This is a genomic window from Micromonospora sp. NPDC005324 (assembly GCF_040607155.1).
Taxonomy (GTDB): Bacteria; Actinomycetota; Actinomycetes; order Mycobacteriales; family Micromonosporaceae; genus Micromonospora; species Micromonospora trifolii.
This window is the reverse complement of record NZ_JBEXGE010000048.1, coordinates 16117-32954: the sequence shown is the minus strand read 5'-3', so window position 1 is coordinate 32954 and position 16838 is coordinate 16117. Positions and strand designations below refer to the sequence as shown.

The 16838-nt window shown below is 71.4% G+C and carries 18 protein-coding genes; 11 read left to right on the top strand and 7 right to left on the bottom strand.

Annotation, left to right across the window (positions count from 1 at the left end; translation table 11 throughout):
• Positions 1–33 precede the first annotated feature (33 nt).
• The gene (locus ABZS40_RS32535; RefSeq protein WP_196920206.1) at positions 34–228 is read left to right on the top strand and encodes a hypothetical protein; all 195 of its coding nucleotides are present in this window, start codon (positions 34–36) and stop codon (positions 226–228) included.
• On the opposite strand, the gene ABZS40_RS32530 is transcribed toward ABZS40_RS32535, so the two are convergent.
• Positions 213–1391, bottom strand: coding sequence for a glycosyltransferase family 4 protein (locus ABZS40_RS32530; RefSeq protein ID WP_354947960.1), 1179 nt, complete (start codon positions 1389–1391; stop codon positions 213–215). The genes ABZS40_RS32535 and ABZS40_RS32530 overlap by 16 nt on opposite strands.
• 109 nt (positions 1392–1500) lie before the next feature.
• Positions 1501–2766 (bottom strand): acyltransferase, encoded by a 1266-nt coding sequence (locus tag ABZS40_RS32525; RefSeq protein ID WP_354947944.1) that lies wholly within the window; start codon positions 2764–2766, stop codon positions 1501–1503.
• Positions 2767–2877: 111 nt separating this feature from the next.
• On the opposite strand from ABZS40_RS32525, the gene ABZS40_RS32520 reads away from it, so the two are divergent.
• The 3 genes from ABZS40_RS32520 to ABZS40_RS32510 all read left to right on the top strand — a co-directional run bounded on the left by ABZS40_RS32520 (position 2878) and on the right by ABZS40_RS32510 (position 6545).
• Entirely contained in the window at positions 2878–4074 is a 1197-nt protein-coding gene (locus ABZS40_RS32520) for a DUF3068 domain-containing protein (protein ID WP_354947942.1), read from the top strand.
• Between the two features lie 396 nt (positions 4075–4470).
• On the top strand, positions 4471–5094 hold the full coding sequence (locus ABZS40_RS32515) for a DUF6230 family protein (RefSeq protein ID WP_354947941.1): 624 nt from the start codon (positions 4471–4473) through the stop codon (positions 5092–5094).
• 92 nt (positions 5095–5186) lie between these two features.
• Positions 5187–6545 carry a DUF6114 domain-containing protein gene (locus ABZS40_RS32510; RefSeq protein ID WP_354947939.1) on the top strand — a complete coding sequence of 453 codons (1359 nt, stop codon included), beginning with the start codon at positions 5187–5189 and terminating at the stop codon, positions 6543–6545.
• A 108-nt stretch (positions 6546–6653) separates the two neighbouring features.
• On the opposite strand, the gene ABZS40_RS32505 is transcribed toward ABZS40_RS32510, so the two are convergent.
• Positions 6654–8324, bottom strand: coding sequence for a DUF885 domain-containing protein (locus ABZS40_RS32505; RefSeq protein WP_354947937.1), 1671 nt, complete (start codon positions 8322–8324; stop codon positions 6654–6656).
• Positions 8325–8454: 130 nt separating this feature from the next.
• Here ABZS40_RS32505 and ABZS40_RS32500 point away from each other — a divergent pair, with 130 nt between their 5' ends.
• Positions 8455–9435: a DMT family transporter gene (locus tag ABZS40_RS32500; RefSeq protein ID WP_354947935.1), complete on the top strand. Its 981-nt coding sequence runs from the start codon at positions 8455–8457 to the stop codon at positions 9433–9435.
• 21 nt (positions 9436–9456) lie between these two features.
• Here ABZS40_RS32500 and ABZS40_RS32495 read toward each other — a convergent pair whose 3' ends face one another.
• Positions 9457–10530: a PHP domain-containing protein gene (locus ABZS40_RS32495; protein WP_354947934.1), complete on the bottom strand. Its 1074-nt coding sequence runs from the start codon at positions 10528–10530 to the stop codon at positions 9457–9459.
• Between the two features lies 1 nt (position 10531).
• Entirely contained in the window at positions 10532–11293 is a 762-nt protein-coding gene (locus tag ABZS40_RS32490) for a peptidoglycan DD-metalloendopeptidase family protein (RefSeq protein WP_354947932.1), read from the bottom strand.
• A 64-nt stretch (positions 11294–11357) separates the two neighbouring features.
• Here ABZS40_RS32490 and ABZS40_RS32485 point away from each other — a divergent pair, with 64 nt between their 5' ends.
• The 4 genes from ABZS40_RS32485 (at position 11358) to ABZS40_RS32470 (ending at position 13263) form a co-directional block, all read left to right on the top strand.
• Positions 11358–11747 (top strand): hypothetical protein, encoded by a 390-nt coding sequence (locus ABZS40_RS32485; protein ID WP_354947930.1) that lies wholly within the window; start codon positions 11358–11360, stop codon positions 11745–11747.
• Between the two features lie 111 nt (positions 11748–11858).
• Positions 11859–12026: a hypothetical protein gene (locus tag ABZS40_RS32480; RefSeq protein WP_167493094.1), complete on the top strand. Its 168-nt coding sequence runs from the start codon at positions 11859–11861 to the stop codon at positions 12024–12026.
• A gap of 117 nt (positions 12027–12143) precedes the next feature.
• Complete coding sequence (locus tag ABZS40_RS32475) at positions 12144–12671, top strand: tRNA adenosine deaminase-associated protein (protein ID WP_238684860.1); 528 nt, start codon at positions 12144–12146, stop codon at positions 12669–12671.
• A gap of 145 nt (positions 12672–12816) precedes the next feature.
• Positions 12817–13263 carry a nucleoside deaminase gene (locus ABZS40_RS32470; protein WP_354947958.1) on the top strand — a complete coding sequence of 149 codons (447 nt, stop codon included), beginning with the start codon at positions 12817–12819 and terminating at the stop codon, positions 13261–13263.
• Positions 13264–13277: 14 nt separating this feature from the next.
• Here the strand turns inward: ABZS40_RS32470 and ABZS40_RS32465 are convergent, their stop codons facing one another.
• Positions 13278–14438: a HAMP domain-containing sensor histidine kinase gene (locus tag ABZS40_RS32465; RefSeq protein ID WP_354947928.1), complete on the bottom strand. Its 1161-nt coding sequence runs from the start codon at positions 14436–14438 to the stop codon at positions 13278–13280.
• On the bottom strand, positions 14435–15091 hold the full coding sequence (locus tag ABZS40_RS32460; RefSeq protein ID WP_354947926.1) for a response regulator transcription factor: 657 nt from the start codon (positions 15089–15091) through the stop codon (positions 14435–14437). Before ABZS40_RS32460 ends, ABZS40_RS32465 begins: the two co-directional genes overlap by 4 nt.
• A gap of 129 nt (positions 15092–15220) precedes the next feature.
• Between ABZS40_RS32460 and ABZS40_RS32455 the strand changes: the two genes are divergently transcribed.
• Both ABZS40_RS32455 and ABZS40_RS32450 read left to right on the top strand, forming a co-directional pair.
• Positions 15221–15745: a hypothetical protein gene (locus ABZS40_RS32455; RefSeq protein ID WP_354947925.1), complete on the top strand. Its 525-nt coding sequence runs from the start codon at positions 15221–15223 to the stop codon at positions 15743–15745.
• On the top strand, positions 15742–16833 hold the full coding sequence (locus ABZS40_RS32450; protein ID WP_354947923.1) for a peptidoglycan-binding domain-containing protein: 1092 nt from the start codon (positions 15742–15744) through the stop codon (positions 16831–16833). Before ABZS40_RS32455 ends, ABZS40_RS32450 begins: the two co-directional genes overlap by 4 nt.
• Positions 16834–16838: the final 5 nt, after the last annotated feature.

Below are 16838 nucleotides of genomic sequence, written 5' to 3'. Positions count from 1 at the left end.
TCCGCTCGCACGTCTCGCCATTGGAGGATTGGCATGCGTAGAGCTCTGACCCTGGTCGTGTCTGGCCTGGTGGCGGCGTTGCTGGGGATCCTGGCTCTCGGTGGGATCTCGGCCGCCGCGACCGCCACCGACGAGGAGGCCGCAAAGGAGGCCAAGCTCGTCTCGGAGGCGGCCAAGCGGGCCGGAAAGAAAGACCCGTACGCCCCCGCGGTTTACGGCGACAGGTAGGACGGCTCGCCCCGCTGCTGCACTGGGCGGGGCGACTCCACACCCTTGAGGATCGCCTCGAAGCGCCCACCCGCAGCCTGCCAGGTGAAGCTGGCCGCGTGCTCCCGGGCCTGGGCGCCCATCTCCCGCCGCAGCTCATCCTGGTGCAGAAGCGTGCGCACCTTCATCAGGTAGTCGTCGATGTCGTCGGCCAGCAGGCCGGTACGCCCGTCGACGACCGCCTCGGCGACTCCGCCCGCTGCCCGGAACGCCACAGTCGGGGTGCCCGCCGAACCCGCCTCCACGATCGTGAGCCCCCAGCCTTCCTTGAGGGACGGGGTCAGGGCCACCCAGGCCGAGGCGAGCAGTGCGGCCTTCTCCTCCTCGGTCACGAAGCCCCGGAAGTCCACCCGCTCGGTGATGTCCAGCTCCGCGGCGAGTTCACGCAGGTGCGACTCCCACCAGCCCTGGCCGGCGACGACCAGACGTAGTTGGGGCAGCTCGTCGGCGAGGGCCGCGACGGCCCGCAGCGCCACCTCCACCCGCTTGTGTGGCACCAGCCGGTTCAGCGTCACCAGCAGCGGGAACGACGCCCGCTCGGCGTCGGTGTGGGGCAGCGTCGGGGTGCCGTTGTGCACCACGGAGACCTGCTCCGGTGGCACGCCGAGCACTGCCAACTCTCGGCGGGTCGCCTCGGAGACCGTGACGTACCGGCACCGCTGGTAGAGGCGTACGGCGAGCGACGATTCGATCCACCAGCCGAACCGGGCCGCCCACTGTGGAAGAACCACCGGCCACTGCTCGCGGTGCACGTGGTGGATCAGCTTGACCACCGGGCGTCGTGCCCACAGCGGGGCGAGGAACGGCAACCCGTTGCAGACGTCGACCAGGACGTCGGGCCGGCCGCCGCGGCGGGCCGCCAGCGGGCCGATGCCCAGCGCGCCCGCGACGTAACAGAGCGCCGCCCAGAGGTAGACGCTGTGTCGACCGCCGCGCCGCACCAGCCGTACGCCCGCCTCGTTGATCTCGTCGGCGGGAGCCTGGCTGTGGGCCGCGCAGAAGAGAGTCGCGCGGAATCCGCGCGCCACCAGTTCGGCGGCGATCCGCTCGACGTACACCTCGGAACCGCCACCCTCGGGGTTTCGGGTGTCTCGCCAGTTGATGAACAGCACGTGTCCGGGCATGCCGAAGCGACGCTCCACGCGAACCCTACTCTCAAGTAATTTAGCGACCCGCGTCACATTAGGGGCTGGTAGGCCGGCCGGCAATGCCCCGATGGGGCAGCGCTGAGCGCTACCCGCCGACAGTGGGCACCGGAGTGCCAGCCGCGACGGTCGGCGGTGTGGTGGCCGGTGCGGGCACGTCGGTGACGGGGGTCCCGGAGGTCTGCCCACGCCCGGTTGATCGGCGCCGCCCCTGCGAGCCGAGCAGTTGCAGGGGCCGCTCGACGCCGTAGTAGCTGACCGCGGCGTACACCAGGCCGAAGGCCATGGTGAGGGCGAAGGTGCTGAGCAGTCCGCCGGTGAACAGCTGTCGATCGGCGACCAGGTAGATGAGTTCGATGACCATGGGGTGCCACAGGAACAGTCCGTACGAGACCGCGCCGAGCCACCGGGCGGGCGAGCTGCCGAAGACCTCCTTGGCCCGGCTCGGCCCGCCGAAGGCCACCGGGATCAGGATCAGCGCCGCGATCACGAGGTACAGGGCCAGCTTGACGCCGAACTCGGCGGCCGTCGGCTCGGCGAGGTCGCGGGGGCCGGCGACGGGCGTCGTCGCGATCGCCATCAGGCCGACGGCGGCGGCCCAGCAGGTGACCGGTGCCGACGCCAGGTCGTCCAGGACCCGGAAGGCTCCGGGCGCGGTCCCGGTGCGCAGGGCGACGTGCGCCGCCGCCAGTGCCATGCCGGTGCCGAACCAGGCGGCGTACGAGGGGAACCACATGGTGTGCAGGGCGGTGTCGAGCCAGCCGAGCCCCATCAGGATGAGCCACGCAGCGGTCAGCAGCGCACTCCCGCTGACGATCACGATGGTTCGGACAGGACGCCAGGACCGGCCGACGGCGAGCACGGCGACCAGCGGCAGGATCAGGTAGAACACGACCTCGGTGGCGAGGCTCCAGGTCTGGCTGAGCCCGGCGCGCAACTGCCCGGGTTGGTAGATCTGGGTGAAGGTGAGTTGGCGGATCCAGTCCCCGACGGACGCCTTGCCGTTCTGCGGCAGGACGATCAGGCAGACCGCGATCGCCAACCAGTAGGCGGGCAGGATGCGCAGGGCTCGCCGCCACAGGTAGCGCTTGGCGCGGGGCCGGGCCCGGCCCGTCGCAGCGCTGAGCGCCCACGGCCGAAACAGCAGAAACCCGGACAGTACGAAGAAGATGGCGACGCCGACGTCCAGTCGAGCCAGCCAGCCGCCCCAGGTGGTGTTCATGGTGACGGCGGTCTGGAACCCGACGTGGTGACCGACGACCGCCACCGCGCCGATTGCTCGCAGCGCGTCGAGGGCGGGAAGTCGGCCGGTTACCGAAGGCTCCGAAACTGTTGGCGCGGCGGCTGTGGACATCTGGACATCCAGGGGGTCGCTTTGAAGGTGACCGGGGAGTAACCTCCCGCCATGTTAAGGATCGGGTGCCCCGGACAACAGGTCGTAGGGCGGCAGGTTACAGGAGGATGAGTGAAGCTTCGCGTGGGCGCCGCGCTCTTCGGGCTTGGCGTCTTATTGCTGGTCTTCGCGGCCGGGCTGCCGTTTTACGTGGCCCCCGCCGTGACCAAGCTCCCCTACGATCTTGAGCCGACGACGTCCGTCGCCGAGGCGAAGAACGCCAGGTTCCTGAAGATCACGGCAACCGGGAGCTCGGTGAGCATCGAGGTTCCGCAGGGCGATCTCGTGTCCAATGTGGAGGTCATTCCACAGCCCGACGACACCAGGGATCGGCTGCCCAAGGACCTCAAGGGCGACGCGGTGATCTGGGACGTCTACCAGACGGTCCGGCGCACCGACAACCAGGACGTGGTCAGCCAGTACAGCACCGAACTCGCTCTCTACCGGATCTCCGGTGCGGCCGCCTCGTGGAAGGACCAGTGGCTCAACGAGACCGGGGCGGATGGGACTCCGGTCGGCAACGTGAAGTACGCCGGCCAGATCTACAAGTTCCCGTTCGGCACCGACAAGCGCGACTACCAGGTTTTCGACCGTGACCTGAAGCGCGCTGTCCCGGCCAAGTTCGTCGGCACCGAGAAGATCAAGGGCATCGAGGCGTACCGCTTCGAGCAGCGGATCGAGAACGAGGTGCTGGCCACCCCGGAGAGCAGCATCCAGACGTTGGTTGGCAAGTTCGCGCCAGGCGCCACCAGCGGCCAGGTCGTCTACAGCAACATTCGTACGCTCTGGGTGGACCCGGTCACCGGCTCCTACGTGAACGTCCGGGAGCAGCAGCACAAGGAGTTGCGCCCCAACACCGGCACCCCCACCGTGCTGTTGGACGCGGACTTCAACTACACCGACGACACGGTCAGCCGCAGTGTCGAGACGGTCAAGGACAACCGCTTCAAGATCGGCCTGATCAGTTTCTGGGGCCCGATTGTCGCTGGTGTCCTCGGTCTGATCGCTGTCGTCTTCGGTGTGTGGCTGGTGACCCGGCCCGAGGGTGGGGCGGCCCGGCACCGCGCCGAGCCGGCGGTCGACGACCCGACGCCGACCCGGGTGGACCAGGAGCCGGTGCGCGACACGGACACCGTCGAGCAGCCCAGGCCGCAGCCGGTCGGCGGGCCACTGACCGACGAGATCCCGCCGGCTTCGACCAACTGGAAGTCGGAGGACCCGACGGTGCCGACCCAGCGGCCGGCTCCGGGCGAGGTGGAGCAGCGCTGACGCGCGTACGACCGAACGTACGACCCGAGGGGCGGACCGCTTGGCGGTCCGCCCCTCGGCCGTGTGGCAACCCGCACGACCTGTGCGCTTTACATTTGTTACTTGATTGTAATTGGTCAATGTAGCGTCACCGTACGCTGATGCCGCCATCGCTTGCGCCCTTCCTGTGGCCATATAGGGGGGTTGCGAAGGGCAAGCGCGCTCACTTTCCGTGATTGTTCACCTCCGCCTGCTCGCCCGACTGTTACCGCCCGGTAATCAGGGGGTTGTGACCTGCGCCGCAACGGGTGCACCATCAAGCCCGATGGTTACCAGCCGGTAACAGAACGCGGGCTTGCAGTGCTGGCCGCCCGCTCGGGACCGGCCACTCGCGCGCATCGACCCGAGGAGGAACCCATGCAGGATCGGTTGGACAGTCAGGGTCGTACCCGATGGTGGCGGTTCGCCGCCATGATGGTGCCCGCCACGGCGGCTGCCGGCGCCATCCTCTTCGGAATGTCGACCGGCGCCATCGCGTCCGACATCACCGTCTCCGGACAGACGTTCAAAATCGGTGCCGACCGCCTGGAGGGCGACGGCTTCAAGCAGTACGGCGGCATCGTCCGCGAGAAGGGCAAGGACGGGAAGTCCGGCCAGGTCCACCCGATCGCCCTCTCCGAGATCAGCAGCGCCGAGCTGTACAGCCTGTGTCAGTCCGTGCGCGCCGACCTGCCGGGACTGCCGGTGGTGCTCACCATCAACGCCGGCGAGGGCAAGGAACCCGCCCGCGCCAAGGATCTGCTGATCGCGATGGACTCGTTGAACGGCAACGCGACCTTCACCAACATCAGGATCGGTCGGGACGCCACCGACCTGAACCCGACGGCGCAGGCCGGCTCGTTCGGCCAGAACTCCGACCACGTCACCATCACCAACCTGCAACAGGTGTCCCACTACACGACGGCGGCCACGTTCAACCTGGTCGGCCTCCGACTCAAGGTCAACGTGGGTGACGACGCCAAGGGCAAGGAGTGCTTCTGAGCTGAGCCGAGGCCCGTGGTGGTCAGCACCGCGGGCCGGGCCCAGGCCCCCATCCCCACCCGGTCCCGTCCCCGCTCGGCCAGGAGGAGTACGTGACAACCGCGAACCCGTCCCACGCCCGGCCCGGTGGTCCGGCTCAGGCGTGGCGGCTCTTCCGCCGCTGGCAGCGCAGCCGGCCGTTCTGGGGCGGACTGCTCATCGCCCTGGCCGGGTTGGAGATGTTCGCCTCCACCCGGATGACCCTCAACGGTCTCAGCTTCCACAGCGGCGCGACCGGACTGCTCTCGCTGCTGATACCGATCATCCTGGTGACCTGTGGCCTGCTGCTCTGGTTCACCCCGGCGCAGCGGCTGTTCTACTCGGTCGTCGCGGCGGTCACCGCCGTGTACTCGCTGATCGGGCTCAACCTCGGCGGCTTCTTCGTCGGTCTGCTGCTCGGCATCGTCGGCAGCGCGCTCGCCTTCGCCTGGACCCCGATCCGGGCGTCCGACGACGATGTGCCGTCCGATCGGCCGAGGGGTGCCGCTGATCCGCGAGCCTTCGCCATCGCTCTCGTGATCCTCGGCCTGGCTGCCGTCGGGCTGGCCGGCCAGCCCCGAGCGGTGCAGGCCGCGCCGAGCCGACCGTCCTCGACCGGCTGCCCCACGCCGCCCCGGGTCGTCACGCCGTCGCCCAGCCGCAGCGCGGCCACGCCGGCGCCCGCTCCGAGCTCGGCGCAGGGCGGCAACGTGATCACCGACATCCTGGGCGGAATCGGCGATCTGCTCGGCCTCGGAGGCCGAGAGGACCCCGCGCCCTCGGTGCGCCCCACTGCCACGCCGGCAGGCCGGCCGACCAGCACGCCGGCAGGCCGGCCGACCAGCACGCCGGCAGGCCGGCCGACCAGCGCGGCGACGCCCCGTCCGGGCCCCACCGACTGCCCGGCGCAGCCACCGGGCAAGCCGGCCCCGGGCAAGCCCGGCGCGGCAGAAAAGCCGGGAAGCGTGCAGCCGGGCAAGCCACTACCGCGGATCGCCGCCGATCCGACCCTGCCGACTGTGGCCCAGACGCCGTCGAAGCTCACCGGCTCGTCGGTGCGGATGAGCGGGCTGCGGTTCGAGGGCATCACCGACCTGCACACCGTGAAGGGCGACCTCAAGGTGCTGAAGTTCAGCATGCGGGAGGCGGTGACCACCGACTTCCTGCTGCGGGCCGACGGCCCCGCAGGGCGCGACCAGCGGTACGCGACCAATCAGTTGACCGTCAGGGGAGACGTGGCCTTCTACGCGACCCGGTTCGTCGGCCGACTGCTCGGCGTCAAGATCACGCTGACTCCGGATCTGCCGCTACCGGACGGCCTTCCGATCACCTCGCCCATCCCGATCACGTTCACCGACCCCACCATCGACCTGGCGTACATCACCAGCGACACGCTGACCGCCCGTCCGGCGTTGGCACTCACCCTCGGCTGAGCGCAGTGCCGCGTAATCGGCACTCGGTCGCGAGCAGCCCCGGCTCGGGGGTGTGGCTGCGCGCGGCGACGGACTCGTCGTACCGTCGGCGCGCGCAGCCCTGCCCGGTCAGAGCCGGGCCAGCGCCCGGCGCAGCGGGTCGAGACCCAGCGCGCCCAGGTCCAACGCCTGCCGGTGGAACTCCCGCAGGTCGAAATCGGCGCCCTTGCGGGCCTTGGCGTCCTCGCGGGCCTGGAGCCAGATCCGCTCACCCACCTTGTACGACGGCGCCTGCCCCGGCCAGCCCAGGTAGCGGTTCAGCTCGAAGCGCAGGTTCTCGTCCGGAACCCGGCAGTGCGCCCGCATGAACTCCCAGCCCAGTTCCGGCGTCCACCGCTCGCCCGGGTGGAAACCGAAGGGATTGTCCTTCGGGATCTCCAGCTCCAGGTGCATGCCGATGTCAACGATGACCCGTGCCGCGCGCATCGCCTGGCCGTCGAGCATGCCCAGCTTGTCGCCCGGGTCGTCCAGGTAGCCCAGCTCGTCCATCAGCCGCTCCGAGTAGAGCGCCCAGCCCTCACCGTGCCCGGAGACCCAGCAGAGCAGCCGCTGCCAACGGTTGAGCAGGTCGGCCCGGACGGCGGTCTGCGCCACCTGGAGATGGTGACCGGGCACGCCCTCGTGGTAGACGGTGGTCACCTCTCGCCAGGTGGAGAAGTCGCTGATGCCCTGCGGCACCGCCCACCACATCCGACCGGGGCGGGAGAAGTCCTCACTCGGGCCGGTGTAGTAGATGGCGCCGTCGCTGGTCGGTGCGAGGCAGCACTCGATGCGGCGGACCTGCTCCGGGATGTCGAAGTGGGTGCCGTGCAGCTCGGTGATCGCCTTGTCGGCCAGCGCCTGCATCCAGTCCCGGAATGCCTCCTTGCCCCGGATGGTGCGGGCCGGGTCGGCGTCCAGGGTGGCCACGGCCTCGTCGACGCTGGCACCGGGGCCGACGATGCGCCCCGCCACGACCCGCATCTCCGCCTCCAGGCGGGCCAGCTCCGCGAATCCCCAGGCGTACGTCTCGTCCAGGTCGATCTTGGCGCCGAGGAAGTACTGCGAGGCGAGTTCGTAGCGCTCCCGGCCGGCGGCCTGCTTGTCCCGCCCGTGCGGGGCCATCTCGGTACGCAGAAACTGGCCGAACCCGGCGGTCGCCGCGGTCGCCGCCGCCGCACCCCGACGCAGCTCCGCGCCGAGCGTGCCCTCCGCCCCGAGCCGCTCGACCAGCCCGTGGAAGAAGTTGTCACCGGTCGGGTCGACCCAGATGTCGCACTGCTTGGCCACCTCGACCAGCTGCACCTTCGAGCTGACCTCACCGGCGGCGAGCGCCTCACGCAGCGTGGTCTTGTAGCCCTCCAGGGCGGCGCCGAAGCCGTTGAGCCGGGCGGCGATGTTGGCCTGCTCGTCACTGGTCGCGGTCGGCATCAGGTCGAACACCATGCGGATCTCGTGCAGCCCGCTGGCGATCACGCTGACCTCGCTGGTCACCTCGCCGGCGTCGTACCGGGCGAGGTCCAGGCCGAGCCGTTCCTGCATGGCCTCCTTGGCGGTCCGTTCCGATTCGGTCTCCGGCTCGGTCACGTCCAGCTCGGCGAGCGTCCGCCGGGTGAGGTCCGCGCGCGCCAGGTAGCCGTCGGGCGAGAGGTCGTCGAGCTGGTCGTCATGGCCGGCGATGCCGACGAAGGTCGCGCCGGTGGGGCTCAACGGCGCCCACTCGGCCACGTAGCGGTTGGCGAGTTCATCAATTCGTCCCACGCTGCGACCCTACGTGACCATCCCACCCCCATGTCGCCGACGTTTGTCGTGTTGGAGCTGCGGGTTCAGGCACGGCGTGACGGCCGAAAGGCGCGCGACTTTGCCGCACGGTTGCGGCAGAGTGTCAGGGGTGACCACCGATACCACTCCTGACAGAGCGCCGGTTCGCGCCTGGCTGCCCGGCTTCGTCGCCCTCGCCGCGATCTGGGGTTCCAGCTTCCTCTTCATCAAGATCGGGGTGGCCGAGCTGCACCCGGTGCAACTCACCCTCTACCGGGTCGTCGCCGGCGCGTTGACCCTGCTGGTGGTCCTCGCCGTGCTGCGCGACCGGCTGCCCCGCGAGCCCCGGGTCTGGGCGCACCTGACAGTGGTCGCCGCCTTCGGCGTGGCAGTGCCGTTCACCCTCTTCGGCTACGGCGAGCAGCGGGTCGAGTCGATGCTGGCCGGCATCTGGAACGCCACCACACCGTTGATCGTGCTGCCGCTGGCGGTGCTGGTCTTCCGCACCGAGCGGCTCACAGTGCGCCGTGCGGTCGGGCTCGGGCTGGGCTTCGTCGGGGTGCTGGTGGTGCTCGGGGTCTGGGAGGGCATCGGCGGGGCGCACTTCACCGGGCAGCTCATGTGCTTCGGGGCGGCGGCCTGCTACGGCGTGGCCATCCCGTACCAGAAGCGGTTCGTCGCCGGCAGCGCGTACTCGGGTCTGTCGCTCTCCGCCGCGCAACTGCTGCTCGCCGCCGCGCAGTTGGCCATCGTGACCCCCTTCGTCGCCGGCCTGCCGCCGCTGCCCACCGAGCTGTCCGCGGGGGTGGTGGCAAGTGTGCTGACCCTCGGCGCGCTCGGCACCGGGCTCGCGTTCGTGATCAACATGCGCAACATCCGGTTGGCCGGAGCGAGCACCGCGTCCACAGTCACGTACCTGATTCCGATCTTCGCGGTGCTGATCGGCGCTCTGGCGCTCGACGAACGACTCAACTGGCACCAACCGGTCGGCGCGCTGATCGTGCTGCTCGGGGTCGCGGTGTCGCAGGGGATGTTCGGTCGCCGCCGGAGCAGCCCGGTCGTCGGCGTCGGCGCACCCGCCATACCCGCCGCCGAACCCGCCCGCCGCTGACAGACCACCGCCGGGGGCTGGTCAGGCGCGGTTGTGCGTCCAGGCCACCAGTTGCTCTGCCGACCAGGTGTTGACCACGCGGTCGGCGGGGACGCCGCAGAGGGCGGCGCGTTCACAGCCGAATCGTTGCCAGTCGAGCTGGCCGGGCGCGTGCGCGTCGGTGTTGATGGCGAACCGGCAGCCAGCCTCCAGGGCGCGGCGGATCAGGCGCTTCGGCGGGTCCTGCCGCTCCGGCCGGGAGTTGATCTCGACGGCGGTGTCGTGCTCGGCGCAGGCGGCGAAGACCGCCTCCGCGTCGAAGTCGCTCTCCGCCCGGGTACGCGCGCGGTGCCCTCGATCACCCGGACCGGTCACCCCGGCCGGGCGGGACGACACCATCCGGCCGGTGACGTGACCGAGGATGTCCAGGTGCGGGTTGGCGACCGCCTTCACCATGCGCCGCGTCATCTTCGACCGCTCGTCCTTCAGACCGCTGTGCACCGACCCGACCACCACGTCGAGCCGCGCCAGCAGGTCGTCGTCCTGGTCCAGGGAGCCGTCGGCGAGGATGTCCACCTCGATCCCGGTGAGGATCCGGAAACCCTCGGGCAGCGCCGCGTTGACCTGCGCCACGTGGTTGAGCTGCCGGCGCAGCCGCTCCGCGGTCAGCCCTCGGGCCACAGTCAGCCGGGGTGAGTGGTCGGTCAGCACCAGGTACTCGTGGCCCAACTCCACAGCGGCCAGCGCCATCTCCTCGATGGGCGAGCCGCCGTCGGACCAGTCCGAGTGGGTGTGGCAGTCGCCGCGCAGGGCGGCGCGTAACGCCGTGGCCTCGGCGTCCAGGTCGCTGCCCTCGGTCGCCACCAGCCGGCGGAGGTAGACCGGTTCCTCACCGGCGAGGGACTCCGCCACGCAGCGGGCCGTGACGTCACCGACCCCGGACAGTTCGGTGAGCGTGCCGTTGCCGGCCCGTTCGCTCAGCTCCGCCGCAGGCAGGCCGGCCAGCGCCTTCGCCGCCGACCGGAACGCGCGTACCCGGTAGGTGGCCTCGTTCGCCCGCTCCAGCAGGAACGCGATCCGGCGCAGATCGGCGATGGGATCTCTCGCGCGAGCCATGTCAGGGCGCCTTCGGGCAGCCGTGTCGGCGTTGCCACGCGGTGACCTCGGCGGCCGGTTCCCGGTTGCCACCGCCCCGCCAGGAGTCCAGGTAACGCGCCGGCCAGATCACCCCGCGCCGGATCCACCAACCGTCAGTGCCCGCGCACGACGGCGAGATGCCGAAGTGCACATGACACACGTTGTTCGCGTTGCCGGTGCGGCCCACCCTGCCGAGCTGCTGCCCGGCGCGGACCCGCACACCGGCGTCGACGCCGCTGCTCACGACGCTCAGGTGCGAGCCGTAGTAGCGCACCCCGTCGTCGCCGAGCAGGGCGACCGACAGGCCGCCGTTGTCAGGGCCCTGTGGCCCACGCTTGCGGTACCTGTCGACGCGACTCACCTCCAGCACCGTCCCGTCGGTCACCGCCACGAACGGCTCGCCGCAGTCGGCGAAGAGGTCCGTCGCCGGGTACGCCCCGTGCGTCGGGTGGTAGTCGACGTCGTCGGCGCGTACCGGAAAGACATGCTGCAGCCCGGTGCGGGGTGCCGTCGCCGACGGCCTGGCCGACGACGGCGCCGGGGCGCTGGGGCCGGTCGCCGTCGGCGTGGGCGGCTGCGACGCCGGCTGCTCGGCGGTCGCCCAGACCGCCGGCGGTGTTGGCGCGGCGCCGTCGGGCACCCCCGGCCGGGTGGTCGCGCAGCCGGCGGCCAGCACCGGGGCGAGCAGCAGCAGGATCGGGTACGCCGGATGAGCGCGGCGGCTGATCGTCGGCGAGGACATCCGGTCATCCTGGCAGAGCCGGTACCGTGGGCACGAGCGGCACGCGTGAGGGAGGGCAGCGACGGTGACCATTGCCGGACCCGACCCTGGCCCGGGTTTCGGCGCCGTCCGCCCGGTGCCGCGCACCCCGTCGGGTCTCTTCCCCTCCGGGCCACCGACCCGGCCCACCTACCGCGAGCCCCACCCGGTCACCGGCGGTGGTGTCGCCGTCGGCGGCGGCGTGGCGGCCGGTTGGCTGCTGCTGTTCGGCCTGCTCGGCACCGACGTGGCCAGCTACGCGTGGTGGACGGTGATCGCCGGCCTGCTGGCCTGGGTCACCGCCCTGGTGCTGGTGCGCCACGGCGACCGAGGGGTGGCCACCGGGGTCGCCATCGTCACGGCGGGTGGCTGGAGCATCGCCGCGGCCGTGGTGGCGGTCCGCTGGGCAACCAGTGGTGACTGGCCGCTGTGGTGACCGGCACGGAGGAGCCCCGAAACGGCGCTCGGTGACTGCACCGTGTGCCCGGTTGGCTGCGTAGCGAACGCCGTCTTGACGTGGCCGCCGAGACTCGGCACGCTCGGGACCATGGCCTGGACCACTCCCCGGCAGGATCCCGATCGCAGTCGCCGTCGCCTGCAGTTGCTGGCCGAGTTGGCGGGCGCCCGGGCGGTCCGCCAGCGCAGCCGACCGCAGCGGCAGCGCACCGAGCGTCTGCGCCAGCTCATCGCCACCCGCCGTCGAGTCGTCGGCTGATCCGACTTTGTCAGGAATGACCCGCCCTTCGGGGCGTTGACGGGTCGCCTGCCGACCCGACCGGCTAACGTGCACGCGTAACGAGTCGACGCTGTGTCGAGGGCTATTGGGGGGACCGTGTCGTACTTCGCTGCGGCCGTGGTGCGCGACGACAGTGGCTGGACCGCCGCCGAGGTCAGCCTGCGGGGCGCCACCGACATCGACGAGGTTGCCGACCGGCTGCGTGACGTCGACCAGGAGGCCGACGTGTCGCTGCTCTTCGTCGAGGCCGACGACGCGTACCTGGTGATCCTGCGCCTCGACGAGGGCGAGGACCTGCGGGTGTTCGGTTCGGACTCCGCGTACGCCGAGGAGTCGCAGCTCGGGTCGCTGCTGGTCGGTGACCTGAAGACCTCGGTCACCGGGCTCGACGGTGACGACGAACCACGCCCGGTGAGCACCGGTGACGAGGAGAGCGAGCAGCCCGTCGTCGACCCGGAGGCCGACCCGGTCGGTGACGCCGACCTGCTGGCCAACCTGGGCATCTCCGCGCAGAAGCTGCTGACCCTCTGCACCCACGAGGGGATGATGCCGGCGGACGTCACCGTCGAGATCTGCCAGGTGCTCGGCTGCGCCGACGAGGTCGAGGAGCTGCGTGAGGTCTGAGCCGGCCGACGCCACCGATCCGTCGTTGGAGTCGATCCGACCGGGCCAGCCGACCCCCGGCGCGGTGGGCCGCGCCGGGCCCGGCGCCCACGAGGGCTTGGCCGACCTGGGCGAGGTCGGCCGACGACAGCGGCACGAGCTGTGGATGCGCCGCGCCCTGGAGGTCGCCGTCGCCGGTCCGCAGGTCGACGACGCGGTCAGCACCGACGTCGACGACGTGCCGGTGGGGGCGGTGCTCTACGGGCCGGACGGCATCGAGTTGGCCACCGGGCGCAACGAGCGCGAGCTGACCGGCGACCCCACCGCTCACGCCGAGGTGCTGGCCCTGCGCCGGGGCGCCGAGCGCACCGGCCGCTGGCGGCTGGACGGCTGCACCCTGGTGGTCACCCTCGAACCGTGCACCATGTGCGCCGGGGCGCTGGTGCTGGCACGGGTCTCCACAGTCGTGTTCGGCGCCTGGGAACCCAAGACCGGCGCGGCCGGATCGCTCTGGGACGTGCTGCGGGACCGTCGGCTCAACCACCGCCCCGAGGTCTACGGCGGGGTGCTGGAGGCCGAGACCGCCACCGTCCTGCGCGCGTTCTTCCGCTGAGGCCGGGCCGCCGGTCAGGCCGGCGGCAGTGTGACGGTGACGATCAGACCGCCGTCCGGGCGGGGCTGCGCCTCGGCGGTGCCGCCGTGGGCCCGGGCCACGGCGCGGACGATGGACAGCCCCAGCCCGAAGCCCCGCGCGCCGACGACCCGCTCCCGCGACAGCCGACGGAAGGGCTGGAACATCGTCTCGACGTCGTAGCCGGGGATGACCGGGCCGGTGTTTGTCACGGTGAGGGTGGGCTGGCCGCCGACCAGCCCGGTGCGCACCTCCACCCAACCGTCGGCGGGCAGGTTGTGGCGCAACGCGTTCTCCACCAGGTTGAACGTGAGCCGCTCCAGCAGCACCGGGTCGCCGCTGGTCGGTGCCGAGGCCAGGGCCCGCCGAACGGGCACGCCGGGTGCCTGCTTCCCGGCCTGATCGGTCGTGTGCGCGCAGACCTCGGCCAGGTCGACCGGCGTACGCTCGGTCAGCTCGTTCTCCGAGTCGGCCAGGGTCAGCAGACCGTCGATCAGCCGCTCATGGCGTTCGTTCACCGCCAGCAGAGACTCGCCCAGTCGCCGGGTCTCCGCCGAGGCGTCCGGGCGGGTGATCGCCAGCTCCACCAGGGCGCGGTTGAGAGCCAGTGGGGTACGCAGCTCGTGCGAGGCGTTCGCCACGAACCGGCGCTGCCCGTCGAAGGAACGGTCCAGCCGTTCCAGCATCTCGTCGAAGGTGTCGGCGAGTTCGCGTACCTCGTCGGGAGGGCCGGTGAGCGCGATCCGCTCGTGCAGACCACGGCCGGCGGTGTCCGCGCCGGCGATCCGGCGGGCCGTGCCGGTGATCTGGTGCAGGGGCTGCAACGCCCGGCCGGCGAGCAACCAGCCGAACGCGATCGCCACCGCCGACACCACGATCAACGCGATGCCGCCCTGGGTGAGCAGCGACTCCAACGCGTTGCGCTTCGCCTCGTCCTGCACCTGCTCGACCAGGTTGCGCAGGGTCTCGATGTTCTGCCCACTGCCCGAGCCGGGCGTCGTCGTGGGCGTCGGCAGGTCGCGCAGTTTCACCCCGAACGGCTGCGGCATCCGCTGATCCACCAGCACGTACGTGACGGCGAGCAGGACCACGCCGGCCAGCAGGAAGAGGCCGCCGTAGATGAGGGTGAGCCGGGCGCGGATCGTGAGGCGTTTCATCGGATCTGGTACCCCGCCCCGGGGACCGTCCCGATCACCGGCGGGTCGCCGAGTTTGCGGCGCAGCTTCATGACTGTCACCCGGACCACGTTGGTGAACGGGTCGATGTGCTCGTCCCAGGCGCGCTCCAGCAGGTCCTCCGCGGAGACCACCGCGCCGTCGGCGCGCAGCAGCTCGGCCAGCACCGCGAACTCCTTGCGGGACAGCGCCACGTGCCGGTCGTCCCGGCGTACCTCGTGTCGGGCCGGGTCGAGCTGGATGCCGGCGCGACGTAGCGTCGGCGGCGCCGCCGGGCGGGACCGGCGGGTCAGCGCGTGCACCCGGGCCGACAGCTCGACCAGGGCGAACGGCTTGGTCAGGTAGTCGTCGGCACCGAGCGCCAACCCCGCCACCCGTTCCCGGACCGCCGCCGACGCGGTCAACATCAGCACCCGGGTCTGCCCGCCCGCGTCCACGATCGCCCGGCACACGTCGTCGCCGTGCACCACCGGCAGGTCCCGGTCCAGGACCACCACTGCGTACTCGTTGACGCCGAGCCGCTCCAACGCGGCGTCCCCGTCGTACGCCACGTCGACAGCGAACGACTCCCGACGCAGCCACTCGGCGATGGCGTCCGCCAGCACGTTCTCGTCCTCGACCACCAGCACTCTCACCCCTCCATGGTGCTCGGGGTGCGGTAACGGCGGCATAACCGCTGACGGTAACGCCGGAGATACGCCCGCTGCCGTGCACTGGGTGTCACGTTCGGCGAACCGCGCCGGACCTGAGCGGAAGCGGACACCATGCGACGACAATTGCTTGCGATCCCCGTCCTGCTCGCCCTGGCGCTGTCCGCATGCGGCGCGGCAGGCGACGACGGCGACGGGGTCGCGACCGCCGGTGGGGCGAAGGCCGAGGCCACGGCGAGCGGCACGCCGGTCAGTGACTCGGAGCGGCAACTCGCCTTCGCCCGCTGCATGCGGGAGAACGGGGTGGACATGCCCGATCCGGAGCCGGGCGGGCGTCCCGGCTTCCGGTTCGGCGCGGACGTGGATCAGCAGAAGGTCCAGGCGGCCATGGAGAAGTGCCAGGACAAGCTGCCCAACGGCGGGCAGGGACCGCAGCTCAACCCCGAGCAGGCCGAGCAGATGCGCACGCTGGCCAGGTGCATGCGGGAGAACGGGGTGCCGGACTTCCCGGACCCGGACGCCGACGGGCGGGTCCGGGTCGGGACGGGGGGCAACGCGATCAACATCGGCGACCCGGCCATGAAGGCCGCGCTGGAGAAGTGCCGCCAGCACGCGCCACAGTTCGGAGGTGGCCGGTGACCGGCGCCATCCGACGTTCGCGGCTGCGCGCCGCCGTCACCGGCGGCGTCGTCCTGCTGGTCGCCGCCGTGGGCGTGGTAGCCGCTGTGGGCTTCGGCGGCGGCACCGACGGGGGTCGCGCCCAGGCCGGCAGCGCGCCACCCGCCACCGCCGCTGTCACCCGGCAGACCCTCGCCGACTCGGAAACCGCGGACGGCGAACTGGGGTACGGCACGACGCGTACCGCCACGGCGAAGCTCAGCGGCACCGTCACCGCGCTGGCGGCGGTCGGGTCGACGGTACGGCGGGGCAAGCCGCTCTACCTGGTCGACAACGAGGAGGTGGTGCTGCTCTACGGCGGGCTGCCCGCGTACCGGACCCTCGCCCCAGGGGTGGGGGGGCCCGATGTCGCGCAGTTCGAGCGGAACCTCGAAGCGCTGGGCTACACCGGCTTCACTGCCGACGACGAGTTCACCGGCGCCACCGCGGATGCGGTCCGGGACTGGCAGGAGGACCTGGGCCTGCCCGAGACCGGTCGGGTCGAGCCGGGGCGGATCGTGTACGCCGACCGGGAGGTCCGGGTGGAGGGCCACCAGGCCGACGTCGGCGACCTCACCCAGCCGGGCCAGGCGGTGCTGACGTACACCGGCACCAGCCGGGTCGTCACCGTCGAACTGGACATGGACGACCAGCGGTTGGCCAAGCGCGACGCGAAGGTCACCGTGCGGCTGCCGGACGGCGGGGCGGTGGCGGGCACGATCAGCACTGTCGAGACGGTCGTCCAGGCCGGCGCGGCCGGCGCCGACGGGCAGGCCGGCGACGCCGAGACGAAGATCGAGGTGACAGTCGCGGTGACCGACCCGAAGGCCCTCACCGGCTTCGACCAGGCCAGCGCGGATGTCACCTTCACCGTCTCGGAGCGCCGCGACGTGCTCACCGTGCCGGTGGCGGCCCTGTTGGCGTTGGCCGAGGGCGGCTACGGCGTCCAGGTCGCCGAGGGCGACGCGAGTCGGGTCCTCGCGGTGACCACCGGGTTGTTCGCCGACGGCCGGGTCGAGGTCACCGGTGCGGGCCTCACCGAGGGCACGACTGTGGTGGTGCCGACGTGAGCGGC